Source organism: Thioclava atlantica (genome assembly GCF_000737065.1).
GTDB lineage: Bacteria > Pseudomonadota > Alphaproteobacteria > Rhodobacterales > Rhodobacteraceae > Thioclava > Thioclava atlantica.
In genome coordinates this window covers 167,260-192,012 of record NZ_AQRC01000005.1, presented here as the reverse complement: position 1 = coordinate 192,012, position 24,753 = coordinate 167,260, and the positions used below count along the sequence as shown (strand labels likewise).

Sequence of the window (24,753 nt, the reverse complement as noted above, 5' to 3'; positions counted from 1 at the left end):
GCGCGGCATGTCTCGGCGGCCTCCAGAGGGAAGAGCGACTTCCGCTCTGGAACATGAATCTACTATACAAGGAGATGACGACCTGTCGCGCGCTGTCGAAGTGTCGCTGAGCCGACATTCGTGAGTAACGCAGCGAAGGGCGGCTTTCCGCCCTTTCATCAGAGCGTTGTGATCGGCCCATAGGAGACCTTCGTGGCAAGTGCAGCGAAGGCCCGCATCCGAAGCGACTCGACGGGCTCCGTATGGTATCATCCAATAAATTTGGAGATGACGATGACGAAGCGGATTACCTTCGCCGAACGGTATCAATCCGTTCTGGTCCCAGTCATTTTTGAACCATGGGCCAGAGAATTGATCCGGCGTGCTCGACCGCAGTCCGGTGAGCATATCCTCGACCTCGCCTGCGGGACCGGTGTCGTAACAAAAGAAATTGCAAAACAGGTTCCGGAACCGTGCAGACTTTCCGCGGCAGATCATAGCCCGGACATGCTCTATGTCGCCCGATCTCTTGCCAGGAAAGCAGGTTTTGAAGTCGAATGGGTGGAGGCCGATGCAGCCGTGTTGCCTTTCGCCGACAACAGCTTCGATCTTGCCATCTGCCAGCAAGCCTTGCAGTTCTTCCCGGACAAGCTGGGCGCACTGCGAGAATTGCGACGTGTGCTCAAACCCGGAGGGCGTGCGGTCTTTTGCGTTCAACGGGAAATGGCCGTCAACCCAATGCTTCAAGCGCAGGCAGCAGCGCTTGAAGCCCATGTCGGAGCCGAGGCTGCCGCTGCAGTGCACGCGATTTGCAGCCTCCCGGACAGTTCCGAACTCAGAGACCTTTTCGAAGCTGCAGGGTTTCGGGGTATCGAACTGGAATCGGTTTCCCTTGAGCTTGAGCATCCTGATGCCGCGGCGTTTGCTGCCGGAGCGATGGGGGGAATGCACACAGGAGACAAGCTCGCAGGTCTTCCGGACGGAGCCATCGACCGAGCCGTCCAGGCGTTTCTCACTGGATTAGGCGATTATCTGGAGGCTCGCTCGCTGCGCTTCCCACATGTGTCGAATGTTGTGGTCGCGACCGCCTGAGACTGAGAAGCCGAGCAATGACGGCAAACAGACCGGCGAAGGGCCCTAGGACCTATCCTACCTGCTGCGAGGTCTGCGGGTGGATCGCCCGACGCAGGTCTGGTGTTCGGATATCAACTGTCTGCCGATGCGCCGAGGGAGTGACTGGTCTCTTCTCACCTACACAGAGTGCTCTGCCCCCTAAAAATTGGACCGTTTGAAGCTGGAGTTTTCGGCTAATTTTTCCTGGCTGGGAGAGGAGCAGAATCGCATGAAGGCATCGAAGTTCACGGAGGCGCGAGACAGGCTTTCATCCTGAAGCAGGGCGAGGAAGGCACGCCGGTCGCAGAGATCTGCCGCAAGGCCGGGATCAGCCAGGCGACCTACTTCAACTGGAAGAAGCGATACGGCGGGTTGCTGCCGGACGAGATGCGGCGGCTGAAGCAGCTTGAGGACGAGAATGCCCGGCTGAAGAAGATCGTGGCCGACCTGACGCTCGACCGCGAGATGTTGCAGGACATCCGCCGAAAGCTCTGAGGCCTGTCCGGAAGCGACAGCTGGTTGACGGGATGTTGGTCGATTGGGGCGTGTCGATCCGCCGGGCCTGCCGGGCTCTGCGGTTCGACACCTCGACCTATCATTACAAATCCCGCCGCACCGGACAGGCGGGTCTCGAACGACGGACCAAGGAGATTTGCGAGACCCGTATTCGCTACGGCTATCGACGGGTGCATGTGCTGCTGCGCCGGGAGGGTTGGCAGGTGAACATCAAGAAGACCCGCAGGATTTACAACGAGTTGGGGCTTCAGCTCCGCAACAAGCGCCCGAAGCGGCGTGTGAAGGCAAAGCTGCGCGAGGACCGTCAGGAAGCCGTCGGCCCGAACGATGTCTGGGCGATGGATTTCGTCCACGACCAACTCGCCATGGGCAAGAAGCTCCGCATCCTGACCATTGTCGACACCCATTCGAGGTTCAGTCCGGCGACCGATCCCCGCTTCGCCTACCGCGGCGAGGACGTCGTCCAGACCCCGGAACGCGTCTGTGCCCGCACCGGCTATCCCAGGACGATCCGGGTCGACAACGGCAGCGAGTTCATCTCCCGCGACCTCGATCTCTGGGCCTATGCCAACGACGTCATTCTGGACTTCTCGCGGCCCGGCATACCCACCGACAACGGGTTCATCGAGGCATTCAACAGCAAGCTCAGGGCGGAGTGCCTGAACGCCCACTGGTTCATGAGCCTTGCCGACGCCCGCGAAGCCGTCTCGGAGAGCGAGACCTCACCGAACAGTTGCGCCTCAAAGGGCTTCGTGGCCCAGGTGAGGTCGAAGTCGCCTACATCGAACGAAACGGGGCGATCAGCATCGTGAAGGCGCAAGGAAAGTAGCCATCTTGCTATTGGTCCCTCTTTGGGTGAGGCATTTATTTATGACTACCGCGGGGATCGTCACAATCGACGTTCGCGTGTTTAGCAGGCCTTGGAAAAAAACGCAGCTAATGGCCGCTGTCCCCCCCCAAAAAAACGCCTGGCACATCCCCGTCAAACCCAAAGTGGCAGAGCATCGATTGCCGGGCGCATCAGGTTGGGTGGGGTCGGCTTGTGGTAAGTCTTCTCGTGAATATCGCGCCCTTCATGGCCCACGATGTCGCGAATGATCTTATCGTCGATTGCCGCGTGTTCGAGCGCGTTCTGAACGTAGTGGCGGAAACTGTGGAAAGATAGCGCCGCGCCATCGGCACCCAGCGTATCATCGATGATCTGTCTCATCCGACGCCCGAGTTTCTTGCCGTGCTTGCCACTCTTCGGTTCCCGAAGGTCCGGAAACAGATCAGGGTGCCCGGCACGCTTCATCTTCGTCACATGGTCGAGAAACCCGAGCTCGATCAGGCGCACATGGATCGGCACGGTGCGACAAGAGGAGAGCGTTTTGACACGGCGCTGCTCGGTCTCACGGATAGAAATGCAAGGAATGCCGTCGACCTCGATGATGTCCTCGGGCGATAAGCCTGCGATCTCTTCGCGCCGTGCCCCGGTAACCGCGCCGATCAGAGGGCACCAATAGATGCCGTTGCGGTAGATCGTCTTGCCCGGACGTGTCTGGAAGTATTCTGTCGCAGAGCCCGTCCAGACCGGGTTTTGGAACAGCGCCTCGAGTTGGAGTGGGGTGAACGCATCCTTCTTCTCGCTCTCGCGCACAGTTTCCTTACGGCGCAGCTTGCTCGGATCGAGGCGTGGGTCGATCAAGAAGCCCTCATCGGCGGCCCAGGTCGCGACCTGACCGAGATGATCGAGGTGCCGATTGATCGTGCCGGTCGAGAGGCCCACCTGATCGGCGGGCAGGGCGGCAGCACGCGCCATAACCTCGTCGCGGGTCGCGGTGCGATCCTTCGGGCTCTTCCCCCAGCTTTTCGGAATTTTCAAGAGCGCGGCACGGAAGGCGGTCGCATCAGCCTGGCGGACCCGCCGGATATCCGTGATCCCGGTGAGAAGCGTAAACAAATCGCCAAAACTACGATATTGGCGCAGCGTCTTCTCTTCGATACCTTCCTCGCGTTTCATCGTGATCAAGCGCTCGATCACACCGTCGAGCGATGGATCAAGAGCAGGGTCTTGGGCAGGCTGCGACACCACAGAGGGCGTTCGCGCCGCATTTTCTGGAGGGAAATTAGGCGCCGCGCAATGCGGTTCGGGCCCCAGCAGGTCGGACGGTGTCTGGGCGGCCAAGTCATCGGCCAGGGCCTCGATCGGCTCAAGAGCTGTATCGTTGCCGGCCCACGCGGCCCGCTTGCCAGAAATCAGTAGGCTCATGAGGGTCACCACCTCAAAGGCAGAACTTGCCGGACGCCCGGTCAGATCCTGAAACTCCCTTGCGACGATACGCCTGCGGCTATCGCTGGCAAGGTCACGGCGATACAGGTCGATCGTCGACCTCAACAGATCAGAAGCACCTTCGGGTGCCTCAGCATTCAATCCCGACCGTGCCAGATATGCCCAAGCGTCTCGCGCGGCCTCGTCTTGGCGCAAATCATCGAGCGGATCGAGGGAGTCGAACCGGCGCAGAAATTGCAGCTTTTCGATCTTCGCCCGCTCGCGCTTGATTACATCCGCCAGCCAGGCGCGCGCCTCCTGAGGCGAGATCTCGGTCCTGATGATGCCATCCATAAATGTGTCGCTCTCCGCACTAATCTTACGGGCTAAGATAATCGCAACACGGCGATCCGTCGTCCCCAAGGAGAGCTTCAGGTCGACGAATTTTGTGGAAAACACCCGGATCCGACGGCGCCATTGATAGGCGGTGCCGCGACGGGAGAGATGAGGTTGGCCGTGCATGGTCTTGCGTCGCCCTTGTTTCGGACGGACCCACGCAAAACTCGGGTGATGGAACACCCGTATGCCACACCTACGAAGCCATGAAAGGCTTTTTGTAGCTAAATTAACACCCTGGAGGGGAAGATGGCTCCGGCGGTAGGGATCGAACCTACGACCAATTGATTAACAGTCAACTGCTCTACCGCTGAGCTACGCCGGAACACGAGGGGGTGTATATGAATCTCGAAACGGGTTGTCCAGAGGGTTCGGCGCAAAAAATTCATCCTTTCGTCACGTCAACGAAAATTGCGCCTCCGGGGTCAGGTGTGGCGCAGGGGTGACGAGGTTTTGTTGCGTCATTTCAACGAGATGCGCAAAGACGTTGCGCTCGGCGGCGGGCAGGAGGGCGGCGGGGACTTCGCGATAGATCGCGCGGGTGAGCGCTTGCGGCGTGGCCGGGGCGGCGCGCAGGGATTCGAGGATCTGGGCGCTGCGCGCCTCGCGATGCGCGCGCTGTTCGGCGATCAGGGTCGCGGGGGCGCGCACCGGGGCGCCATGGCCCGGATAGAGGATGCGGGGCGCGCGCTCTTCGATCAGGGCGAGGGAGCGGTAATAATCGCGCAGATCGCCATCGGGGGGCGAGATCAGGGTCGAGGACCATCCCATCACCACGTCGCCGGTCAGGATCGCATCGCCGATCGCAAAGCTCAGGTGGTTGCAGAAATGGCCGGGGGTATGCAGGGCGGTGAGGCTCCAGTCGCCGCCCGCGAGCGTCTCGCCATGCTCGAGCCGCTCGTCGGGCCGGAAGTCGCGATCGACGCCCTCGCCGCCGCCTGCGAGCCCGGCCGCCGCGAGATCGGCCATCACTTCGGAGCGGCCGGCCTCGGGCGGGCCGAAGGCGAAGACCGGCGCTCCGGTCGCCTCCGATAGCAGGCGCGCGCCGGGAGAATGGTCGAGATGGGCGTGGGTGACGAGAATATGGCTGACCTCTTCGCCGCGCGCCAGGCCGCTCAGGATCGCCTCGAGATGCGTCGAGTCCGCCGGGCCGGGATCGACCACGGCGACGCGCCCGGTGCCGATCACGTAGCTGCATGTACCGGTGAAGGTCATCGGCGAGGGGTTGGGCGCCACGATCCGGCGCAGCCCGGGTTCCATCTCTTCCATCTTTCCCTCCGCTCTTGCCGCCGCTAGGGTTCTGGCATGAATTTTCGCTGGCTCAAACAGGTGATGCCGCGCGGGCTCTACGGGCGTGCCGCGATGATCCTGATTCTGCCGGTGGTGACGATCCAGCTGGTCGTTTCGGTGGTCTTCATCCAGCGCCATTTCGAGCGCGTCACCCGCCAGATGACGCTGGGAATGGTGCGCGAGATCGTTCTGCTCGATCAGGTCGTGACCGAGGCGCCCGATCTGGCCACGGCGCGCAGCCGGCTTTTCGCGCTCGATCATACATTGGGGTTCAGCACCCATCTTCCCGCGCCGCCGGTGCAGGCCACGCGACAGGGCGACCGGCGTGGGGTCCTCGACCTGACCGGGATCGTCGTTCTGGCGACGCTGCGCAACAATCTCACGGCGATCCGCTCGATCGATCTGGTGGCCGGCGACAACCAGGTGACGGTGGTGCTCGAGACGCCGAAAGGGCCGCTGTCGGTGGTCTTTCCGCGGGGGCGCGTGTCGGCCTCGAATCCGCACCAATTGCTTGTCCTGATGGTCTTTGTTTCTTTCCTGATGACACTGATCGCCTTCATCTTCCTGCGCAACCAGCTCCGCCCGATCCGGCGGCTCGCGCGCGCCGCGGAGGAGTTCGGCAAGGGGCGCAACGTGCCTTACCGGGTGGGCGGGGCGATCGAGGTGCGCTCGGCCGGCTCGGCCTTCCTTGACATGCGCGCGCGGATCGAGCGGCAGATCGAGCAACGCACCCTGATGCTCTCGGGGGTCAGTCACGATCTGCGCACGCCGCTCACGCGGTTGCGGCTTGGCCTCTCGATGCTGCCCGAGGGACCCGAGGTCGCGGCGATGGAGCGTGACGTGGAGGAGATGGGGCGGCTTGTCGACGCCTTTCTCGATTTCGCGCGCGAGGGGGCGACGCGGGGCGAGCCAGAGACACGCGAGATCTGCGGTTTCGTGCGCGAGGTGGTCGAGGATGCGCAGCGCGCCGGGCACGACGTGACCCTCGATCCCTGCGAGAGCGTGGAGACGGCGACCTTCCGCGCCGATGCGTTGCGCCGGGCGTTGGAAAACCTCCTGAGCAATGCCACCCGATACGGCAACCGTGCCGAGGTCAGCGTCTCGATCGCACAGCGCGGATGGCGAATCGCGGTCCATGATGACGGCCCCGGCATCCCGTCCGAGCGCCGCGAGGAGGCGATGCGGCCCTTCACCCGGCTCGATCCAGCGCGAAATCAGGATCTGGGGCAGGGGGTCGGCCTGGGTCTTTCGATCGCCGCCGACATCCTGCGCAGCCACGGCGGATCGCTGAAACTCGGGCAATCCGAACGGCTTGGCGGATTGCTCGCCGAGATGATCCTGCCGCGCTGAAGCCGCGTAGAACAGGCATAGGGCAAGCGACGCGATTCACCGATTATCCGAGCCCGCCGATCCGCTCTTGCGGCACGAAGCGTGGCCGCGCATTGTGACAGGTGAGCGACATGGCCTAGTTGAACGGGCGTCACCAGATGCCTAGATATTGGGTCGAACCGGGAAGGGACGAGGCTGCCGAAAATCGGGGCCTGGCCCTTTCGCCACTGAAGGAAAGCCGATGACCGAATTTACCAATTTCACCCATCCGGTCCTGCCGCTGCGCGATATCGTGGTTTTCCCCCACATGATCGTGCCGCTCTTCGTCGGGCGCGAAAAATCCGTCCGGGCGCTCGAAGAGGTGATGGCCGAGGATCGTCAGATCCTGCTCGCGAGCCAGGTCGATCCGTCGCAGGACGATCCCGAGACCGACGGGATCTTCCGCGTGGGGGTGCTTGCGAACGTGTTGCAGCTGCTGAAGCTGCCCGACGGCACCGTGAAGGTGCTCGTCGAGGGCAAGAGCCGCGTGCGCATCACGGATTTCGTGCCGAATGACGACTATTTCGAAGCCGAGGCCGAGGCGCTGATCGAAACCGAGGGCGACCGCGACACGATCCGGGCGCTGCTGCGCTCGGTCGCCGAGGAATTCGAGCGTTACGCGAAGATCAAGAAGAACATCCCCGAAGAGGCGCTCTCGGCAGTGGCGGATGCCACCGAGGCCGACAAGCTCGCCGATCTCGTCTCGGGCCATCTGGGCCTCGAGGTGGCGCAGAAGCAGGAACTTCTGGAGACGCTCGACATCTCCGAGCGGCTCGAGAAGGTCTACGGCTTGATGCAGGGCGAGGTTTCCGTTCTCCAGGTCGAGAAGAAGATCAAGTCGCGCGTGAAGACGCAGATGGAGAAGACCCAGCGGGAATACTACCTGAATGAGCAGATGAAGGCCATTCAGAAGGAGCTGGGCGACGGCGAGGAAGGGGCGAACGAAATCGCCGAGCTCGAGGAGCGCATCGCCGAGACCAAGTTCTCGAAAGAGGCGAAGGAAAAGGCGGAAGCCGAGCTGAAGAAGCTCAAGTCGATGTCGCCGATGTCGGCCGAGGCCACGGTCGTGCGCAACTATCTCGACTGGATGCTGTCGATCCCGTGGGGCGTGAAGTCGCGCGTGAAGAAAGACCTGCTCCGGGCCGAAGAAGTGCTCGATCAGGACCATTTCGGGCTCGAGAAGGTCAAGGAGCGGATTGTCGAATATCTCGCCGTGCAGGCGCGTTCGGCCAAGCTCAAGGGGCCGATCATGTGCCTCGTGGGTCCGCCCGGCGTCGGCAAGACCTCGCTCGGCCGCTCGGTCGCGAAGGCGACGGGGCGCGAATTCATCCGCATCTCGCTTGGCGGCGTGCGCGATGAAAGCGAGATCCGCGGTCACCGCCGGACCTATATCGGCTCGATGCCCGGCAAGATCATCCAGGCGCTGAAGAAGGCGAAAACCACGAACCCGCTCATCCTGCTTGATGAGATCGACAAGATGGGGCAGGATTTCCGTGGCGACCCGGCTTCGGCGATGCTCGAGGTGCTGGACCCGGAACAGAACTCGACCTTCGTCGATCACTATCTCGAGGTGGAATACGACCTCTCGAACGTGATGTTCCTGACCACCGCGAACTCCTACAACATGCCCGGCCCGCTTCTGGACCGGATGGAGATCATCTCGCTCGCGGGCTACACCGAGGACGAGAAGCGCGAGATCGCCAAGCAGCACCTGATCCCCAAGCAGATCAAGGCGCACGGGCTCAAGAAGGGCGAGCTGACGATCACCGACGGGGCTCTCACCGACATGGTGCGCTACTACACCCGCGAGGCGGGCGTGCGCAGCCTCGAGCGCGAGATCGCCAAGGTGGCCCGGAAGGCGGTGACCGAGCTGATCAAGTCGAAAGGCGCGATCAAGACGATCACCGTCGACGAGGCGAAGCTCGGCGATTACCTGGGCGTGAAGCGTCACCGCTACGGTCTGGCCGAGAAGGAAGACCAGATCGGTGTCGTGACCGGGCTCGCCTGGACCTCGGTGGGCGGCGACCTGCTGCAGATCGAGGCGCTGCGCCTGCCGGGCAAGGGCCGGATGAAGACCACCGGCAAGCTGGGCGACGTGATGAAGGAATCGATCGACGCAGCGTCGAGCTATGTCCGCTCGGTCGCGCCTGCGATGGGGGTGAAACCGCCGAAATTCGAAAAATGGGACATCCACGTCCACGTTCCCGAAGGCGCGACCCCGAAGGACGGGCCGTCCGCGGGTATCGCGATGGTGACCTCGATCGTCTCGGTTCTCACCGGCATCCCCGTGCGCAAGGACGTGGCGATGACGGGCGAGGTGACGCTGCGGGGCAATGTGCTCGCGATCGGCGGTCTCAAGGAGAAACTTCTCGCGGCCCTGCGCGGCGGCATCAAGACGGTGCTGATCCCGCAGGAAAACGAGAAGGATCTGGCCGAGATCCCCGATAACGTGAAGGCGGGGCTCGAGATCATCCCGGTCTCGCATGTGACCGAGGTTCTCCCGCGCGCGCTGACCCGGATGCCCGAACCCGTCGAATGGGACGAGGAGGCCGAGGAAGCGGCGGCGGCTGCCGCGGCGGCTGCCAAGGCCGCAGGGCACGGCGCGGCGACCGCGCACTGAGCCCGCTCGTGGTGACATGATGAACGCCCGCCGTGCTCTCGCGCGGCGGGCGTTTTGCGTTCCGCCTTTCGGCTCGCTAAGCTTCCCGCAGATCACGAAAAAGGAGCCGTCATGGCCACGCCCCGCAAACCGAGAAAGACCCGAGCCCCCGCGAAACCGGAGGCGGCGCTTGACACCGCCTCGATCGCCCCCGAAAGCGCGCAAACCGATCCGCAATCGAAGGGGGAGCTGCGCAAGAAGGAATTCGTCGAGCGGGTGATGCTCTAGGCCGGGGTGAAGAGGGGCGAGGCCCGCGCGATGTCGGAAGCCGTCCTGAAGGTGCTGGGCGAGGCGCTCGCGGAGGGGCAGGGGCTGACGCTGCCGCCGCTCGGAAAGCTCAAGATCAACCGCCAGTTCGAGAAGTCCGGCGACGAGATTCTCGTGCTCAAGCTGCGCCGCCCCAAGGCCCGGTCGACACCCGGTGCAGGGGATGAAAAAACCGCGCGAAACCCTCTTGCGGAGCCCGAAGAGGGGCGCTAAAAGGCGCGCCACGGAGGGCGATTAGCTCAGTGGTAGAGCGCTTCGTTCACATCGAAGATGTCGGGAGTTCAAATCTCTCATCGCCCACCATCCTCCTCCTGACCACGCCAGCTGACACGATCGACCGAGGTTTTCGCGTCGGCGGTTTCGCTTCGGAATTTTTTCTGCGCGCTTGCGATGCCAAAGACGTGACCTGTCCTCGGCTGCGGCGTTTGGTGCGGAACAAACTCCCGCCTAGGGGGTTCTGGCGACATGAAAAACTCCTCCTCCTCCGCCCGCACCGAGAATGACGACCAATCCGAGGCCATCCAGGAGCCGGCGGAGGAGAAATCGGTCTTCCGGGCCTCGCGTCTTTCGGCCCGCCTGATCTACGAAGTGATCCGCCGCGATGGCGACGAGGAGCTCAGCCGACCGGTCGTGTCGCTGATCTGGTCCGGGGTGGCGGCGGGCGTGCTCATCAGCCTGTCGGTGATCGCCCAGGCCGTTCTGCGCGACCATCTTCCGCGCAGCGACTGGGCGGTGCTGGTCGAGAGCATGGGCTATTCGGTGGGCTTCCTCGTGGTGATCTTCGGTCGGATGCAGCTTTTCACCGAGAACACGATCACCACCGTTCTGCCGGTGATCGCGGATCGCTCCCCGGCCTGTTTCGTCAAACTGCTCAGGCTCTGGGTCGTGGTGCTATGCGCGAATGTGATCGGCACGACCGTCGCGTCGGGCTTTCTCGTGCTCCCGCATGTCGTCCCGCCCGGGCTTCTCGACAGCCTTCTCGCGGTGGCCCGGCACGCGACCGAGGGCAGCGTGTCGGAGAATTTCTTCCGCGCCATGCCAGCGGGTCTCATCATCGCCGCTGTGGTCTGGATCATGCCCGGCGCACAGGGCAATTCCTTCTTCATCATTCTCGTGATGACCTGGCTCCTCTCGGCGGCGGGATTCGCCCATGTCATCGCGGGCTCGGTCGAGGCGGGGCTTCTCGTGTGGCATGGCGAACTGCCGGCGGGCGAGGCGATCACGCGATTCTTCTTCCCCGTGCTGGCCGGGAACGTCGTCGGGGGGACCGCCGTCTTCACCCTTGTCACCTGGGGACAGGTGAAAAATGAGGTGGCCTCGGACTGAGAGCCTAATGCGAGTCGACGGCCCGCCTCGCCTCGGTATTTCAGCCTCGGAACCCTCGGAAAGCCTCCCTGCTTGGATGCCATCCTCCTGTGAAGCGAACCGTGCGACGGGTGAAACGCGCGGCCTCTGCAAGTCCAATTCCGACTTGGTAAAAATCATTTGATCTAAATCATATTTGCGATGTGGGTTTCATGATTTGTAGGTGACACGATTTCTTTCTTTCACCGGGTAGGAGGTTCCGAATGTGTGGGATCGGTTCGAAGAGTAAGTCTTTCGTTTCGGCAATTGCGATCGTGTCGGCTCTCGGCATGGCGACGGCCTGGGAGGCCCCGTTTCATGGGTTCGTAGGCGCGGCCTATGCCGATACGCATGACGGCGAGAGCGGTGGCAAAGGCGGTCAGGACGGTCAGGGCAAACAGGCCGGTCAATCGGACGAGGGCGGCCATTCCGGCGCGGAAGGCGAGGGCAAGGGTGGCCCGGGCGCACAGGCTGGCCAGGAAAACCAGAATGACAAGGGGCAGGGCCAGGGCGGTCCCGGGCCCGATTCCGAAGGTCAGGGCCCGCAGGCCGGGGCACCGTCCTCGACCGGTGGCGGCAAGCCCGTCTGGGCGCAGGAGGGGATCCCGGAGATCGAACTGGGTCGCCTGAACGTCGCGCGGTCTCCCTCGCATGTTCTCGATCGTGCCTATGACGAGGCGCTCGCGACCATTTCGCCCGACATGGTGAGTTTCTACAATCTGAGCCTCGATCAGGTGATCTCGAGCCTGTCGCTGAACTGGGACAACGTGACCTTCATCGACTCGCCGCTGCAGAACCTCGCGCTGCTCAAGGATGCGCTCGATGGCAGCTCGGGGCTTTCGAACCTGGGCGTGACCAACAATGTCGCGACGCTCGAGGCGATCTTCCTCGGTTCGGCTTCGGACAAGTCCGTGCCGATCACCAAGGATACCGTCACCGCGGTGACGACGATCCTCGGGAGCCCTGTCACGGGTGCGGCTGCGGATCAGCTTGCAGCTCAGGCCGAAGCGGTGCGGATCGCCATCCTCGCCGGTCACGGCTGATCTCAACACGGGATCGACAGCCCGCTGCGCATCGCGTGGCGGGCTGTATTTTTCGAGAGGCGACCCGCCGCGTGTTCCGCTGCCTTGCGGCAGAGACGCCGCGGGGCCTCGTGCGGGGGACGGGCGAAGAAAGGAAAAATGCGGCTGATCGGGTCGCATTCGCCTGCAATCAGAGGTTGGTGAAGAGGCAACAGGACTCGGAAATAAGTTGATCCGGTCTTCCTCGAATTCCAAGCGCTCATATACTCGATTTTGCTCTCTCCCATCGGAGCGTGGACAGCTCCAGCAGAGAGACGGTCGGGGAAATAAGAAGGGGAAGACTGAAAATGAACGTGGAAACTATCGTCGCAGGAGCCTTGGTTGTCGGAGTTCTGGCGGGAGCGCCCGCAATTGCGCCTGCGCAGACCGCCGGCGGGATCTTCGGGCTCGGCTCCGCGAGCGTGACCTTCGGTCCGTATGTGCGCCTCGAGGCGGGCTCGCTCGCGACCGATTTCTCGGACGGTCACTGGCTGCCGCCGGGATATCCCACAGATCCGCGCGTGGATTTCGATCTGGCCGACGGCCATACCGGCTTCGGCGGGATCGCGGTGGGCTATGACTGGATGAACGGTTTCCGCGGCGATGTCAGCGTCATCAAGACCGGCCGTTCGGACGCTACGGGTCCGCATACGACGCCCGGCCCGCATGCCGACATCACCGAAGCCTCCGTCTCCACGACCGCGTTGATGGGTAACCTCTTCTATTCGCCGCTCGAACAGCGCGGCGTCAATTCGCGGGTGCAGCCCTTCGTCGTGGGCGGCATCGGTCTTGCGAATAACCGGGTCAGTTCCTGGACCCGTACCAATAGCTCGACGACGCCGGTCACCCGTTCCTTCGAAGGGGACAACAACACCGACTTGGCGGTTTCTGTCGGGGTCGGTGTGTCGGTCCAGCTCACCCCTCCGGGCGAGCATCCGGCGATCCTCGAACTCGCCTATCGCTACTACCATTTCGGAACCGCGAATGGCGGGTCCGTCCCGCTGGCGGGGGGCTCGGAGCCCGTCGAGCCTCTGACCTTCGACAACAATGCGGGCGTGGTGTCGCTCAGCCTTCGGATCCCGCTCAACCGCCTCTGAGGCGGACCGGGGCAGGGGGCGTTCAGCGAAACCGGCCACCTCTTCGATCGAGAAACGGAAGCGGGTTCCTTGCGGACCCGCTTTTGCTTTGCGGGGCGCACAGCGATGCGCGCTCGCAACCGGTTTCGGGGCGAATACGGAAGGCCGCCGCGTCTCTTCGATCTCGGGTGAGGCACGGTCTTGATCACCGTGCGGATCGCCGCTAGAGGAAGGGCGGGGGCGGTTAGCTCAGTTGGTAGAGCGTCTCGTTTACACCGAGAATGTCGGGGGTTCGAGTCCCTCACCGCCCACCACCCCTTTCCGGAAATTGCCGACATGTCCATGGGTCTTTCCCTTGGAACGGTCCGTGCGCTTTGCCTTCCGCAGGGCGGGAGCCCCTCAATCCTCCATCACGTCAAGCGCCGCCTCGCGCCGCGGCGATGCCGGGGCCAGCCCTTCATGGATCGTCACCATGTGATGCTCGATCCTCCAGAGGTGGTAGCTCACCCGGTGCAGCCAGCGCGCCGCATCGAGGCGCTGGCCGAGCGTGTCTCCGGAAACGGCGCGGCGCGTGGCGTGTCCGAAGATCCGCGTGCGATAGACCTCGCGCTGCGCGCGCAGCAGCCTGCGGACCCTGTTGAGGCGGGCCTCCGTCGCCGCGAGATTTGTCGCGCTGGCGGCTTCGGCGGTGAGCGAGCGCAGGATCGCGCTCAGACGGCGCAGGCGGTTGTCGAGGGAAAAGGCGGTGAGGCTCTGCTCCTGGGTGCAGCGGAAATAGAGCCGCCCGAGATGGTCGATCACATGCAGCACCGAGACCAGCCGCGCCGCGGCCGGATCGTCGCTGCGCATCGCCGGGATCCCGTCGACGAAATTGCGCAACTCTGTGATCGCATCGCCGATCTCGCGCAGCCTGTCCGTGTCGTCATGGGTCGCCTCGCGGTGTTCCAGCCGTTTCGCGAGAAATTCGAACTGCGCCTTCACCACCGCGTCGAGCGACGAGACGACCGCATCGAGCGCGGCATTCGGGTCCTTCAGCATCTGCCGGCCCAGAGCGGCGGTGAGCGCATTGCCCCTGTCGCGCACGATGAGGGTCACGAGTTTCGCGAAGGCGCCGGTGAAGGGGAGGATCAGGATCACCCCGAGAATGTTGAAACCGGAGTGAAACGCGACCAGCGCGATCTGGCTGTCGAGATGCAGGCCCTGCGCCCCGACGAGCGCGTTGTAGGGGCTCAGCAGGAAAAACGCCATCAGCCCGGTCAGACAGTTGTAGATCACATGCGACAGCCCCGTGCGGCGTGTCGCGGTCGAGCCGCCCAGCGTCGCGATCGCCGCGGTCACCGTGGTCCCCACATCCATCCCGATCACCATCGCGAGTCCCTGAGGCAAGCTGATCGCGCCGGCACCCAGGGCGGCGAGCGCGGCGATGACCCCGGCGCTCGAGGATTGGGTGACCACCGTGATCAGCGCACCGATCAGGATCAGCTCGACCCGGCCGATCAGGCTGTCTTGCGGGAAATCGGTGGGGGTGACGATGCCCTGAAACGCCGCGAGGCTCGATTTCACGATGTCGATCCCGAGGAAGATCAGCGCGAAACCCGCCACGGCTGTCCCGATCAGCGGCAGGCGCGCGCCCCCGAAGAGCCGCGCGAGCGCCCCGAGAAAGACGAGCGGCAGGGTGATCTGCCCCAGATCGAGCTTGAAGCCGAGGATCGTCGCGAGCCAGCCCGTCATCGTGGTGCCGATATTGGCCCCGAAGATGATCCCGAGCGCTTGCGGGAAGGTCAGAAGCCCCGCGCTCACGAAGCCGACCGCCGTCACCGTCGTGGCGCTCGAGGACTGGATCAGCGCAGTGGTCGCGGCGCCCGTGACCGCGCCGCTCAGCGGTGTGTTGGTGAAGCGCGAGAGCGTGTTGCGCAGGGTCTGGCCCGCCAGTCCACGCAGGCCGTCAGTGAGCCAGATCATTCCGAAGAGGAACAACCCGACCCCGCCCAGTGCATTTACGACATCGATCAACACGGCCGAAATCATCGCATGGACCGCAGCCTTTTCAAGTGCTTCTCGAAGGCCAGCGGAGCTGTGAGCCAGTGCAGAGGGGCTGCGCGCCGCTCCGCTCTGTGATGCCCGGGCAGGGATGCTATCTTAATGCCCTGTAACGAAAGGAGCCGAAGATGAGCTGGAACCCCGCGCTCGACCCCGAGATCCCGATCGGCGACGCCGTCGATGCGATCGAGACCGTCATCGCGCCCCGCGCGCGCGACCTCGGCGGGTTCGAGGTGCGCCGCGCGCTGCCCTCCGCGGCACGGCAGATGGTCGGCCCCTTCATCTTCTTCGACCAGATCGGCCCGGTGGAATTCCTCTCGGGTCAGCGCGGCATCGATATCCGCCCGCATCCTCATATCGGCCTCGCGACGGTGACCTATCTCTTGCAGGGCCGTCTGCATCACCGCGATTCGCTCGGCACCGACCAGTGGATCGAGCCCGGCGCGGTGAACTGGATGAATGCGGGTTATGGAATCACCCATTCCGAGCGCACCGACGGCGCCGTGCGCGAGACCGGGCAGACGCTGGGCGGCATCCAGACCTGGGTCGCGCTTCCCGAAGAGCTCGAGGAGGGGCAGGCCGCCTTCGAGCATGTCGGCGCCGAAGCGCTGCCGGTGCTCGAGGGCGAGGGCAAGACCGTGCGGCTCGTGCTCGGTGACGCCTGGGGCGCACGCGCGCCGCTCGATCTGCCCTCCGAGATGTTCTACGCCGATGCGCGGCTGGCCCCCGATGCGCAATTGCCGCTGCCCGACAATCACGAGGACCGTGGCGTCTATGTGCTGCAAGGCGAGGTCACCGTCGCGGGCGAGACCTACGAGGCGGGCCGGATGCTCGTCTTCCGCCCCGGCGACCGGATTTCGCTGAAAGCGGGCGGGCAGGGCGCGCGGCTGATGGTGCTTGGCGGGGCCACGATGGGCGGGCCGCGCTATATCTGGTGGAATTTCGTGGCCTCCTCGCGCGACAAGATCGAGGCGGCGAAGGAGGCTTGGCGCGCGGGCGACTGGGCGCATGGGCGCTTCCGGCTGCCGCCCGAGGACGACCGGGATTTCATTCCTGCCCCCGAGCGCTGACCTCGAGCGCTCACCCACGCGCTGACCCCGAGCGCTCACCCACGCGCGTTGGTTTGGCGGCGCTCCGCCCGGCCCGCGATCTCGCAGGGAATTTTTCGTGAGATCGAAGGCGCCACCGCGCTTCACCTTCCGCGCAATCCTTCCGCCGGAGACGGCCGCGCGGGGCACCCATGCGCGGGGCATTTCCTTGCCCTGACGGCAGGCGAAAATTCGTCGAACTTTTTCGTCTCGTGCCGCTTGACGGGGGCAGGTGGCCCGCGTAATACGCTCCCCACGCTCGGATGGCGATCCGGGCAGATGATGCGAGCGGTTGTAGCTCAGTTGGTTAGAGTACCGGCCTGTCACGCCGGGGGTCGCGGGTTCGAGCCCCGTCAACCGCGCCATCATCCGGATCGCCCGAGCGCTGTGCGCGGTTGTAGCTCAGTTGGTTAGAGTACCGGCCTGTCACGCCGGGGGTCGCGGGTTCGAGCCCCGTCAACCGCGCCACTTTCCTCCCTTCACCGGAAAACGGCCCTGCGATGGCGCGTTGAGCTTTGCGCTCCGCTCGCCTATATCCGGGCGGATATGCGAGGAGGCGGCGATGCGCTGGATCAGACAGGTTTTCGACCACATCACTTTGTTTCAGGCGATCCTGTTCGCCGCGCTGCTGGGGCTTGCGCCCTTCACGCCAGAGCCGCATGTCTGGGAAAAGCTGAAAATGCTTGCCGCCGGAACGCTGGTGCGGCCGATCGACTGGTTCGATCTGGTGCTGCACGGGCTGCCCTGGGTGATCCTCGCGATCAAGCTCGGGCAATGGGTGAGAACGGGCAAGACCGGCAAATCCGGCGGAGGTGCGGCATGAAGGACGAGATGGACGCGAAAGCGCTGATCGAGGGGATGGGCGCGGCGGCGCGCGCGGCCTCGGCCGAACTGGCTTTCGCGAGCGCCGAGGTGAAGAAGCAGGCGCTCGAGGCCGCGGCCGACGCGATCCTCGCGCGCGCCGGCGAGATCATCACCGCCAATGGCGAGGATATGGCCTATGGCGCCGAAAAGGGGCTGAGCCCGGCGATGATGGACCGGCTGATGCTCGACCAGTCGCGCATCGCGGCGATCGCCAAGGGCTTGCGCGCTGTGGCCGCGCAGCGGGACCCGGTGGGCGACGTGATCGCGGAATGGGACATGCCCTCGGGGCTTCATATCCAGCGCGTGCGTACCCCTCTGGGCGTGATCGGCGTGATCTACGAATCGCGGCCCAACGTGACGGCCGATGCGGGCGCGCTGTGCCTGAAATCGGGCAATGCGGTGATCCTGCGCGGCGGCTCGGAGAGCTATCATTCGAGCCGGGCGATCCATGCCTGCCTCGTCGACGGGCTCAAGGCGGCGGGCCTTCCCGAGGATGCGATCCAGCTCGTGCCGACGCGCGACCGCGCGGCGGTGGCCGAGATGCTGCGCGCGACCGAGTATCTCGACGTGATCGTGCCGCGCGGCGGCAAGGGGCTCGTGGGGCTCGTGCAGGCCGAGGCGCGCGTGCCGGTCTTCGCCCATCTCGAGGGCATCTGCCACGTCTATGCCGACGGGGCCGCCGATCTCGAGAAGGCGCGCGCGGTGGTGCTCAATGCCAAGACCCGGCGAACCGGTATCTGCGGCGCGATGGAGTGCCTTCTGATCGATCGCGCCTTCTGGGACGAGCATGGGGGCGTGCTCGTCGAGGACCTGCTGAAAGCCGGTGTCGAGGTGCGCGGCATGGGTGATCTGCTGTCGATCGAGGGCGTCACCGAGGCCGCGGCCGACGATTACGGGCGCGAGTTTCTCGACATGATCTGCGCGGCGAAGATCGTCGACGGGGTCGATGGCGCGATCGCGCATATCCGCCGCTATGGCAGCCAGCATACCGAGGCGATCCTGACCGAGGACGACGCGGCGGCGGCGCGCTTCTTCGAGCGGCTCGACAGCGCGATCCTGATGCGCAACGCCTCGACCCAGTTCGCCGATGGCGGCGAGTTCGGGATGGGGGCCGAGATCGGGATCGCGACCGGCAAGATGCATGCGCGCGGGCCGGTGGGCGCCGAGCAGCTCACCTCGTTCAAATATCTCGTCACCGGCTCCGGCACGGTGCGGTCCTGAGCGGCGTCTCAGAACCGGATCGCGGCCTGTCGATCGGCAAGGGTCCAGCTGAGATGGCGGCGCTGGCGGGCGGCCTCGATCGGCAGGAGCGCGAATTGCACCTGAGCGGGGGTGAGGTCTCCCGGCGTGCCGTCGAGCCGTGCGAAGAGCCGGGGCTCGGCGCGAAGCTTGTCCGAACGCGTTGCGATCTCCCAGTGCCCCCCGGTCTCGCGCGCCTCGATGGTGCCGCCGAAGGGCAGGGCAGCCTCGAGGCAGAGCATCGCGAGGCAGGCGAGCTTGACCTCGCTGCGCGGGCGCTCCCCCTCGACCTGCCAGTCATAGTTGATCCGCCCCATCGTGCCGAATTCGGTCAAGATCTTCGCGATCTGGGACGCGCCGAGGCGCTGCTGGTCGCCGACCTGGCCGAAGGCGAGACGATAGAACCGCACCCGCGCATTCGCCGCCGCGACGCTTTGCGCGATCAGTTCCATCTCCGGCCCCGTCACGCTTCCTGCGAGCGCGAGCAGTTCCAGACCGTTGCCGATCGCCCCGATCGGGCTGATCAGGTCATGACAGAGGCGCGAGCCCAGAAGCGCGACCAGATCGGCCTCGGGCGGGTCGGGCTGGGCAGGGTCGTTCGGCATTCAAATCTCCGAAAGCGAGGTCACTATGTATGAAATTCTTGAACCCGGCATGCTGGTGCGCAACCCGGCCCAGCCCGATTGGGGCATCGGGCAGGTGCAGTCGCGGATCGGCGAAAAGGTTACGGTCAATTTCGAGCATGTCGGCAAACAGGTGATAGACGGGCGGCGTGTCGCGCTTGAACTTGTTTTCACGGATCAGAATTGACGAAAGGTTAACACCGGCGGGCGAAAGGTCGAGTCACGACTGCGCGCCGGGGGCGGAAATGGCGCCGCCCCGATATTGCCAAGCGCGCTCTCGCTCCTTACACCGGCGCCACAGTTTCGCGGCAGGAGGAACGGCGTGACCGAAAACGCGGCTTTCGATATCAGGATTGCCCGGTCCGGGGCGGATCTCGAGGCATCGCAGCGCCTGCGCTATCGGGTCTTCGTCGAGGAGCTCGGCGGCGGTGGGGACACCGTCGATCACGTCGCCCGCATCGAACGCGACGAGCTCGACCCGATTTATGACCACCTGCTGCTGATCGACCGGAACCGTCCCGAAGGTGAGCATGTGGTGGGCGCCTACCGGCTCTTGCCCTCCGATCGCGCCGAGGCCGCGGGGCGGTTCTATTGCGATGCGGAATACGATCTGACCCCGCTGCGCGCCTCGGGGCGCAAACTGCTCGAGCTGGGGCGCTCCTGTGTCGATCCGGCCTATCGGGGTGGTGCTGCGATGCTGCTGATGTGGAACGCGCTCGCCGATTACGCTCTGGCCCATGACATCGAGATCCTGTTCGGCGTGGCCTCGTTTCACGGCACCGATCCGGAAGCCCTGAAGATGCCGCTCTCCTGGTTGCATCACCATTATCTCGCGCCCGAGGGCCTGCGCCCGCGCGCGCGCGCCGAAGCCTTCCAGCGGATGGATCTCGTGCCCGAGGCGGAGCTCGATCGGCGTGCGGCGATGGCGCAGATGCCGAACCTGATCAAGGCCTATCTGCGGCTCGGCGGTTTCGTGGGCGAGGGGGCTTTCATCGACTACCCGTTCAACACGACCGATGTGCTTTTGCTGATGGATACCAAGGCGATGAGCGACAAGCACCGCGCCTTCTACACGCGCCGCTTCGAGGGCCGGGGATGATCTGGAACGAGGTTGAGCCGCCGCCCGTCCGGATCTCGGGGGCGGGTTGGGCGCGCGCGCTGATCCGCGGACTGGTGCTCGGGATCGTGATCTATGGCGGGTTGCTCGTGCTGCTGATCCTGCGTCTGATCGAGCTTCCGCTCAATGGCCATCACCGCCCCTGGACGCCCGCGATCACGCGCGCGGTCTGCCGTGCGGCCTTTCCGATCCTCGGGATGGGCTACAAGGTGACGGGGCGCCCGATGACGCAGATCGGCGCGGTGGTCGCCAATCACGGTTCCTGGCTCGACATCTTCGCGCTCAATGCCTGCCAGCGGGTCTATTTCGTCTCGAAAGCCGAGGTGGCGGGCTGGCCGCTGATCGGCTGGCTCGCCCGCGCGACGGGCACCGTCTTCATCCGCCGCGACCCGCGTGAGGCGAAGGCGCAGCAGCAGCTCTTCGAGGACCGTATCCGGGCCGGTCATCACCTGCTCTTCTTCCCCGAAGGGACCTCGACCGATGCGCGCCGTGTCCTTCCCTTCAAGCCCACGCTGTTTCAGGCCTTTTACAGTCACGGGCTCGACAAGGTGATGCAGATCCAGCCGGTCACGGTCGTCTATCGCCCGCCCGTGGGGGAAGACCCGCGCTTTTACGGCTGGTGGGGCGATATGGCGTTCGGGCCGCATCTGCTGAAGGTTCTGGCGCAACGGCGGCAGGGTTCGGTCGAGATCATCTTCCACGCACCGCTTTCGGTCGCGGACCATCCGTCGCGCAAGGCGCTTGCAGGGGCGGCGGAAGCGGCGGTGCGGTCGGGGCTTCCCTACGAGATCGCGCGCGCCCGGTAATGCGCCAGCACATAGAGCCGGATCGCGGTGGCGAGCCCGGTCTCGGTGCCACGCGCGACATCAATCTCGGCGGCCAGCTCATTGATACCGATGGATTTCTCGGCCGCGATCTCTCGGAAAGCGCGCCAGAACTCATCCTCCAGCGTCACCGAGGTGCGATGCCCTCCAAGGGTGAGAGACCGCTTCTTGGGGCGGCTCATTCCTCGCGCTCGCGGCGATGCGCCTCAAGCGCGCGCCCGGCTTTCTCGCTCCGCGCCTCCTCGAGCCGTTTCTGCGAGGCGCTGCGGCCGAACTTCACCGCATTTTCATTACCTTGCGCGCGTTTCTTCACGCGGGCCTGCTGCTTGCGAAAGCGGTTGAGATTGGTGACGTTGCTCATGGCGTGAAGAGTGCCACAGCTTTTCGTGCCGGAAAAGGGGGCGCTGCCCCCTCTGGCTTCGCCGTTCACCCCCGGGATATTTCGGGCAGGCCCGAAAAAGCGCGCGCAATCCACTTCGGTTCTGGTCAAATATCCCCGGGGGGAGCGCGGCACGCGCGGGGGCGGAGCCCCCTGAATGGAAAAGGGCGGCCCCTTCGGACCGCCCTTCGAGTTCTGACCTCGGACGCGTGGATCAGGCTTTCGGTCCGATCATGTCCTCGGGGCGCACGATGCGGTCGAAGGTGGCCTCGTCCACGAAGCCGAGCGCGATCGCCTCTTCCTTGAGGGTCGTGCCGTTCTTATGCGCGGTCTTGGCGACTTTGGTCGCGTTGTCATAGCCGATCGTGGGCGCAAGCGCGGTGACCAGCATCAGGCTTTCCTTCATCAGCTTCTCGATGCGCGCCTCGTTGGCCTGGATGCCCGAGACCATGTTGTCGGTGAAGGCGCTGGCGGAATCGCCCAGAAGCTGCATCGATTGCAGCACGTTATAGCTCATCATCGGGTTATAGACGTTGAGCTCGAAATGGCCCTGCGACCCGGCGAAACCGACCGCCGCATCATTGCCCATCACATGGGCACAGACCATGGTCAGCGCCTCGGCCTGGGTCGGGTTCACCTTGCCCGGCATGATCGACGAGCCCGGCTCGTTTTCCGGCAGGATCAGTTCGCCCAGACCCGAGCGCGGGCCCGAGCCCAGCAGCCGGATGTCGTTGGCGATCTTGAAGAGCGAGGCCGCCACCGTCTTCAGCGCGCCCGAGAACATCACCATCGCGTCATGCGCGGCGAGGGCTTCGAACTTGTTGGGCGCGGTGACGAAGGGCAGGCCGGTGATCTCGGCCATGTTCGCGGCGACCATCTCGGCCCAGCCCTTCTTGGTATTGAGCCCGGTGCCGACGGCGGTGCCGCCCTGCGCCAGTTCGTAGATGTCGCCCAGGCAGGCCTCGACCCGCTCGATCCCCTTGCGCACCTGATGCGCGTAGCCGGAGAATTCCTGACCCAGCGTGAGCGGCGTCGCGTCCTGGGTATGGGTGCGGCCGATCTTGATGATGTCCTTGAACTCGTCCTGCTTGGCTTCGAGCGCGGCGAGCAGTTTCTTCAGCCCCGGCAGCAGCACGTCGCGCGCCTGCATCGCGATCCCGACATGCATCGCGGTCGGGAAGGTGTCGTTCGAGGACTGGCCCATGTTGCAGTGGTCGTTCGGGTGGACGGGTTTCTTCGAACCCATCTCGCCGCCGAGCATCTCGATCGCGCGGTTCGAGATCACCTCGTTGGCGTTCATGTTCGACTGGGTGCCCGAACCGGTCTGCCAGACCACGAGCGGGAAGTTGTCGTCGAACCTGCCCTCGATCACCTCGCCGGCCGCGGCGATGATCGCGTCGGCGATCTCGGCTTCCATGTTGCCCAGCTCCTTGTTGGCCTGGGCGCAGGCCTTCTTGATGACGCCGAGGGCCCGGATGATCGGGACGGGCTGACGTTCCCAGCCGATCGGGAAGTTCATGATCGAACGCTGGGTCTGGGCGCCCCAATACTTGTCGGCGGGAACCTCGAGCGGGCCGAAGCTGTCGGTCTCGGTGCGGGTCGCGGTCATCTGGGCCTCCATGATCTACGCGAAAACTCCCGCGCGTTCTAGGACGGGCGGGGGCGATTTGCAATCGGTATGCGACAGTATACGGGGGGCTGTTACTTGCGGAACTTGTCGAGGCTGACGACTTCGGCTTCGCCACGTTCGGCGGCGGGCGGGGTTTCGTCCGCCAGCTCGTCCTCGTCCGACTCGTCGTCTTCTTCGTAATCCTGAGTCTCGAAGCGCAGCCCGAATTCGACCGAAGGATCGACGAAGGTCGTGATGGCGTCGAACGGGACGTAGAGCGGTTCGGGTGAATTGCCGAAATTGAGGGTGATCGCGAACCCGTCCTCGCCCACCTCGAAATTGTCGTACCAGTGCTGGATGACGATGGTCATCTCTTCGGGGTAGCGCTCGCGCAGCCAGTCGGCCAGCTCGGCTTCGGGGTGGCGGGTGTCGAAGGTGATGAAGAAGTGGTGGTCGCCGGGGAGCCCGCGTTCGGCAATGTCGCTCAGCACGGTCTGGATCAGCCCGCGCATCGCATCATGCATGAGATTGCCGTAATCGATCGAACGCGTCATCCGTGGCCCCTCGTTTCGTCTGCGCTCAGCATAGGGGATTCGTCGCGAGAGGAAAGGGGGGGCGAGCCGCAGCCGGGGCGGTGGGCGCGGATCGCGAACGGGCATTGGCTCAGTACCGCTCGGGGCGGCAAACCTTGCGCGGGACCCGCGGCACGCAGGGGGAGAGGAAGCCTCCGATCAGGCCAGCGACTCGCCCGAGAGGCAAAGCGCGATCGTGTCGCGCGGCAGCAGCTCGATCTCCTCGAACAGGGCGATCACGTCGTAATTGTTGTAGGCCTCCGCGATTCTGTCGCCCTCGAAGCGCATCGCGAGCTGGCCGTTGAAACAGACGTGATGACCGCTCTGGGCGGCGGTGCCGTCGATCTGCAGCAGCGTCCAGAGCCAGTCCTCGGTCTCGCAATGGCGCAGGACGGTGATCTTGATGTCGCGCAGGTGCACGCGCAGCGCCGGCACCAGTTCGCGAAATTCCTCGGGCCGCAATTCGAGGCCCGGCATGAGGCCATTGGCCTGCGCCTCGGTGGCGAAAAGCGAGTCGATCCGGTCGAGCCGCCCCTCTCCCCACACATCGTTGAGCCACGCGTCGATCATCGAAAGCCGGGACATCGCATCCTCCCTTCGGTCCTCATGACCCGGGCAGAATGGCGAGGAAGCTTTGCGACTTCGTTAAGCGCGCTCGAAAAACGAAAGCCGAGATGCAAATTGCGAAAAAAAGGGGGGGAAGGTGCAGGATTCTGTTGCAAGGCTCCTGCGGGCCCCGCCTTACGCTGCTAGGCGCAAGGAGTTAGGTTTCGGTTACCCGAGCTGCTTACGCAGCCAGAGCGACCGGAGCACGGTTGTCGTTGGCAACTGTACAATTTGCACCGATGACGGTGGTAGCTCACCGAGACAAAGCAAACATCTTTACACGTTCGTCGATCCTATTTCGGCCCCATGTTCCCCCAACGAGGGTGTTTGGTGGAGCCGCCGGGTACCGCCCCCGGGTCCGATCCGCTTATTCCATGCGCGTTTATGCCCATAGTCCCCGTTGCCGGGAACGCTCTGAATATAGGTCCGGCGCAGGGCGGCTTCAACCCGCTGTCGGCAGGGAGCGAAATGT

The 24,753-nt window shown here is 64.4% G+C and carries 23 protein-coding genes, 5 tRNA genes, 1 other RNA gene and 1 pseudogene; 19 read left to right on the top strand and 11 right to left on the bottom strand.

Annotated features, from left to right (window positions below; genetic code table 11):
* Positions 1-273 precede the first annotated feature (273 nt).
* Positions 274-1,071 carry a class I SAM-dependent methyltransferase gene (locus DW2_RS08460; RefSeq protein WP_051855679.1) on the top strand — a complete coding sequence of 266 codons (798 nt, stop codon included), beginning with the start codon at positions 274-276 and terminating at the stop codon, positions 1,069-1,071.
* 250 nt (positions 1,072-1,321) lie between these two features.
* Positions 1,322-2,420: pseudogene (locus DW2_RS08450) on the top strand (IS3 family transposase).
* Positions 2,421-2,590: 170 nt separating this feature from the next.
* Here the strand turns inward: DW2_RS08450 and DW2_RS08445 are convergent.
* From DW2_RS08445 to DW2_RS08435, 3 genes are all read right to left on the bottom strand, one after another.
* Positions 2,591-4,381, bottom strand: coding sequence for a site-specific integrase (locus DW2_RS08445; RefSeq protein ID WP_081874911.1), 1,791 nt, complete (start codon positions 4,379-4,381; stop codon positions 2,591-2,593).
* 124 nt (positions 4,382-4,505) lie between these two features.
* A tRNA-Asn gene (locus tag DW2_RS08440) sits at positions 4,506-4,580 on the bottom strand.
* A gap of 71 nt (positions 4,581-4,651) precedes the next feature.
* A complete protein-coding gene (locus tag DW2_RS08435; RefSeq protein WP_051855677.1) occupies positions 4,652-5,524 on the bottom strand; it encodes an MBL fold metallo-hydrolase in 873 nt (290 codons plus the stop codon).
* 36 nt (positions 5,525-5,560) lie between these two features.
* Here DW2_RS08435 and DW2_RS08430 point away from each other — a divergent pair, with 36 nt between their 5' ends.
* The 9 genes from DW2_RS08430 (at position 5,561) to DW2_RS08395 (ending at position 13,634) form a co-directional block, all read left to right on the top strand.
* Positions 5,561-6,895 (top strand): ATP-binding protein, encoded by a 1,335-nt coding sequence (locus DW2_RS08430; protein ID WP_038145358.1) that lies wholly within the window; start codon positions 5,561-5,563, stop codon positions 6,893-6,895.
* A gap of 220 nt (positions 6,896-7,115) precedes the next feature.
* On the top strand, positions 7,116-9,533 hold the full coding sequence (lon, locus tag DW2_RS08425) for an endopeptidase La (protein ID WP_038145357.1): 2,418 nt from the start codon (positions 7,116-7,118) through the stop codon (positions 9,531-9,533).
* Between the two features lie 111 nt (positions 9,534-9,644).
* Positions 9,645-9,800, top strand: a complete 156-nt coding sequence (locus tag DW2_RS19710; protein WP_156102923.1) for a hypothetical protein — start codon at positions 9,645-9,647, stop codon at positions 9,798-9,800.
* A 30-nt stretch (positions 9,801-9,830) separates the two neighbouring features.
* Complete coding sequence (locus tag DW2_RS08420; RefSeq protein WP_051855675.1) at positions 9,831-10,052, top strand: hypothetical protein; 222 nt, start codon at positions 9,831-9,833, stop codon at positions 10,050-10,052.
* Between the two features lie 15 nt (positions 10,053-10,067).
* Positions 10,068-10,142, top strand: a tRNA-Val gene (locus DW2_RS08415).
* 162 nt (positions 10,143-10,304) lie between these two features.
* Positions 10,305-11,165, top strand: coding sequence for a formate/nitrite transporter family protein (locus tag DW2_RS08410; RefSeq protein ID WP_038145356.1), 861 nt, complete (start codon positions 10,305-10,307; stop codon positions 11,163-11,165).
* Positions 11,166-11,407: 242 nt separating this feature from the next.
* Complete coding sequence (locus DW2_RS19705; RefSeq protein WP_156102922.1) at positions 11,408-12,226, top strand: hypothetical protein; 819 nt, start codon at positions 11,408-11,410, stop codon at positions 12,224-12,226.
* A 326-nt stretch (positions 12,227-12,552) separates the two neighbouring features.
* Complete coding sequence (locus tag DW2_RS08400) at positions 12,553-13,341, top strand: outer membrane protein (protein WP_038145355.1); 789 nt, start codon at positions 12,553-12,555, stop codon at positions 13,339-13,341.
* A 217-nt stretch (positions 13,342-13,558) separates the two neighbouring features.
* Positions 13,559-13,634, top strand: a tRNA-Val gene (locus tag DW2_RS08395).
* An 85-nt stretch (positions 13,635-13,719) separates the two neighbouring features.
* Here the strand turns inward: DW2_RS08395 and DW2_RS08390 are convergent.
* A complete protein-coding gene (locus DW2_RS08390) occupies positions 13,720-15,333 on the bottom strand; it encodes a Na/Pi cotransporter family protein (protein ID WP_162178893.1) in 1,614 nt (537 codons plus the stop codon).
* A 155-nt stretch (positions 15,334-15,488) separates the two neighbouring features.
* Here DW2_RS08390 and DW2_RS08385 point away from each other — a divergent pair, with 155 nt between their 5' ends.
* From DW2_RS08385 to DW2_RS08365, 5 genes are all read left to right on the top strand, one after another.
* A complete protein-coding gene (locus DW2_RS08385) occupies positions 15,489-16,430 on the top strand; it encodes a pirin family protein (protein ID WP_038145352.1) in 942 nt (313 codons plus the stop codon).
* A 306-nt stretch (positions 16,431-16,736) separates the two neighbouring features.
* Positions 16,737-16,813 (top strand) — tRNA-Asp (locus DW2_RS08380).
* A gap of 26 nt (positions 16,814-16,839) precedes the next feature.
* Positions 16,840-16,916, top strand: a tRNA-Asp gene (locus tag DW2_RS08375).
* 94 nt (positions 16,917-17,010) lie between these two features.
* Positions 17,011-17,271, top strand: a complete 261-nt coding sequence (locus DW2_RS08370; protein ID WP_051855673.1) for a hypothetical protein — start codon at positions 17,011-17,013, stop codon at positions 17,269-17,271.
* Positions 17,268-18,533: a glutamate-5-semialdehyde dehydrogenase gene (locus DW2_RS08365; protein WP_038145350.1), complete on the top strand. Its 1,266-nt coding sequence runs from the start codon at positions 17,268-17,270 to the stop codon at positions 18,531-18,533. The genes DW2_RS08370 and DW2_RS08365 overlap by 4 nt, the downstream gene beginning before the upstream one ends.
* Positions 18,534-18,541: 8 nt before the next feature.
* On the opposite strand, the gene DW2_RS08360 is transcribed toward DW2_RS08365, so the two are convergent.
* Positions 18,542-19,156, bottom strand: a complete 615-nt coding sequence (locus tag DW2_RS08360) for a histidine phosphotransferase family protein (RefSeq protein WP_051855670.1) — start codon at positions 19,154-19,156, stop codon at positions 18,542-18,544.
* 25 nt (positions 19,157-19,181) lie between these two features.
* Here DW2_RS08360 and DW2_RS08355 point away from each other — a divergent pair, with 25 nt between their 5' ends.
* The 3 genes from DW2_RS08355 to olsA all read left to right on the top strand — a co-directional run bounded on the left by DW2_RS08355 (position 19,182) and on the right by olsA (position 21,097).
* Positions 19,182-19,361 carry a DUF3553 domain-containing protein gene (locus DW2_RS08355; RefSeq protein WP_038145349.1) on the top strand — a complete coding sequence of 60 codons (180 nt, stop codon included), beginning with the start codon at positions 19,182-19,184 and terminating at the stop codon, positions 19,359-19,361.
* A 135-nt stretch (positions 19,362-19,496) separates the two neighbouring features.
* Positions 19,497-20,273: an L-ornithine N(alpha)-acyltransferase gene (gene olsB / locus DW2_RS08350; RefSeq protein WP_038145347.1), complete on the top strand. Its 777-nt coding sequence runs from the start codon at positions 19,497-19,499 to the stop codon at positions 20,271-20,273.
* The gene (olsA, locus tag DW2_RS08345; RefSeq protein WP_038145346.1) at positions 20,270-21,097 is read left to right on the top strand and encodes a lyso-ornithine lipid O-acyltransferase; all 828 of its coding nucleotides are present in this window, start codon (positions 20,270-20,272) and stop codon (positions 21,095-21,097) included. The genes olsB and olsA overlap by 4 nt, the downstream gene beginning before the upstream one ends.
* Here olsA and DW2_RS08340 read toward each other — a convergent pair.
* The 6 genes from DW2_RS08340 to ssrA form a co-directional block, all read right to left on the bottom strand.
* Positions 21,073-21,297 (bottom strand): ribbon-helix-helix domain-containing protein, encoded by a 225-nt coding sequence (locus DW2_RS08340; protein ID WP_038145345.1) that lies wholly within the window; start codon positions 21,295-21,297, stop codon positions 21,073-21,075. The genes olsA and DW2_RS08340 overlap by 25 nt on opposite strands.
* Positions 21,294-21,476, bottom strand: coding sequence for a DUF4169 family protein (locus DW2_RS08335; protein WP_038145344.1), 183 nt, complete (start codon positions 21,474-21,476; stop codon positions 21,294-21,296). The genes DW2_RS08340 and DW2_RS08335 overlap by 4 nt, the downstream gene beginning before the upstream one ends.
* Before the next feature lie 232 nt (positions 21,477-21,708).
* Positions 21,709-23,103, bottom strand: a complete 1,395-nt coding sequence (fumC, locus tag DW2_RS08330; RefSeq protein WP_038145343.1) for a class II fumarate hydratase — start codon at positions 23,101-23,103, stop codon at positions 21,709-21,711.
* 92 nt (positions 23,104-23,195) lie between these two features.
* Positions 23,196-23,657, bottom strand: a complete 462-nt coding sequence (locus tag DW2_RS08325) for an SspB family protein (RefSeq protein ID WP_038145342.1) — start codon at positions 23,655-23,657, stop codon at positions 23,196-23,198.
* Between the two features lie 177 nt (positions 23,658-23,834).
* Positions 23,835-24,260 (bottom strand): ester cyclase, encoded by a 426-nt coding sequence (locus DW2_RS08320; RefSeq protein WP_038145341.1) that lies wholly within the window; start codon positions 24,258-24,260, stop codon positions 23,835-23,837.
* 117 nt (positions 24,261-24,377) lie between these two features.
* Positions 24,378-24,731: a transfer-messenger RNA gene (gene ssrA / locus DW2_RS19215) on the bottom strand.
* Positions 24,732-24,753: the final 22 nt, after the last annotated feature.

Bases quoted from the DNA above. Each gene is read 5' to 3' on its own strand.
- DW2_RS08460 (WP_051855679.1), top strand. From the start codon at position 274: ATGACGAAGCGGATTACCTTCGCCGAACGGTATCAATCCGTTCTGGTC.
- DW2_RS08445 (WP_081874911.1), bottom strand. From the start codon at position 4,381: ATGCACGGCCAACCTCATCTCTCCCGTCGCGGCACCGCCTATCAATGG.
- DW2_RS08435 (WP_051855677.1), bottom strand. From the start codon at position 5,524: ATGGAAGAGATGGAACCCGGGCTGCGCCGGATCGTGGCGCCCAACCCC.
- DW2_RS08430 (WP_038145358.1), top strand. From the start codon at position 5,561: ATGAATTTTCGCTGGCTCAAACAGGTGATGCCGCGCGGGCTCTACGGG.
- lon (WP_038145357.1), top strand. From the start codon at position 7,116: ATGACCGAATTTACCAATTTCACCCATCCGGTCCTGCCGCTGCGCGAT.
- DW2_RS19710 (WP_156102923.1), top strand. From the start codon at position 9,645: ATGGCCACGCCCCGCAAACCGAGAAAGACCCGAGCCCCCGCGAAACCG.
- DW2_RS08420 (WP_051855675.1), top strand. From the start codon at position 9,831: ATGTCGGAAGCCGTCCTGAAGGTGCTGGGCGAGGCGCTCGCGGAGGGG.
- DW2_RS08410 (WP_038145356.1), top strand. From the start codon at position 10,305: ATGAAAAACTCCTCCTCCTCCGCCCGCACCGAGAATGACGACCAATCC.
- DW2_RS19705 (WP_156102922.1), top strand. From the start codon at position 11,408: ATGTGTGGGATCGGTTCGAAGAGTAAGTCTTTCGTTTCGGCAATTGCG.
- DW2_RS08400 (WP_038145355.1), top strand. From the start codon at position 12,553: ATGAACGTGGAAACTATCGTCGCAGGAGCCTTGGTTGTCGGAGTTCTG.
- DW2_RS08385 (WP_038145352.1), top strand. From the start codon at position 15,489: ATGAGCTGGAACCCCGCGCTCGACCCCGAGATCCCGATCGGCGACGCC.
- DW2_RS08370 (WP_051855673.1), top strand. From the start codon at position 17,011: ATGCGCTGGATCAGACAGGTTTTCGACCACATCACTTTGTTTCAGGCG.
- DW2_RS08365 (WP_038145350.1), top strand. From the start codon at position 17,268: ATGAAGGACGAGATGGACGCGAAAGCGCTGATCGAGGGGATGGGCGCG.
- DW2_RS08360 (WP_051855670.1), bottom strand. From the start codon at position 19,156: ATGCCGAACGACCCTGCCCAGCCCGACCCGCCCGAGGCCGATCTGGTC.
- DW2_RS08355 (WP_038145349.1), top strand. From the start codon at position 19,182: ATGTATGAAATTCTTGAACCCGGCATGCTGGTGCGCAACCCGGCCCAG.
- olsA (WP_038145346.1), top strand. From the start codon at position 20,270: ATGATCTGGAACGAGGTTGAGCCGCCGCCCGTCCGGATCTCGGGGGCG.
- DW2_RS08340 (WP_038145345.1), bottom strand. From the start codon at position 21,297: ATGAGCCGCCCCAAGAAGCGGTCTCTCACCCTTGGAGGGCATCGCACC.
- DW2_RS08335 (WP_038145344.1), bottom strand. From the start codon at position 21,476: ATGAGCAACGTCACCAATCTCAACCGCTTTCGCAAGCAGCAGGCCCGC.
- fumC (WP_038145343.1), bottom strand. From the start codon at position 23,103: ATGACCGCGACCCGCACCGAGACCGACAGCTTCGGCCCGCTCGAGGTT.
- DW2_RS08325 (WP_038145342.1), bottom strand. From the start codon at position 23,657: ATGACGCGTTCGATCGATTACGGCAATCTCATGCATGATGCGATGCGC.
- DW2_RS08320 (WP_038145341.1), bottom strand. From the start codon at position 24,260: ATGTCCCGGCTTTCGATGATCGACGCGTGGCTCAACGATGTGTGGGGA.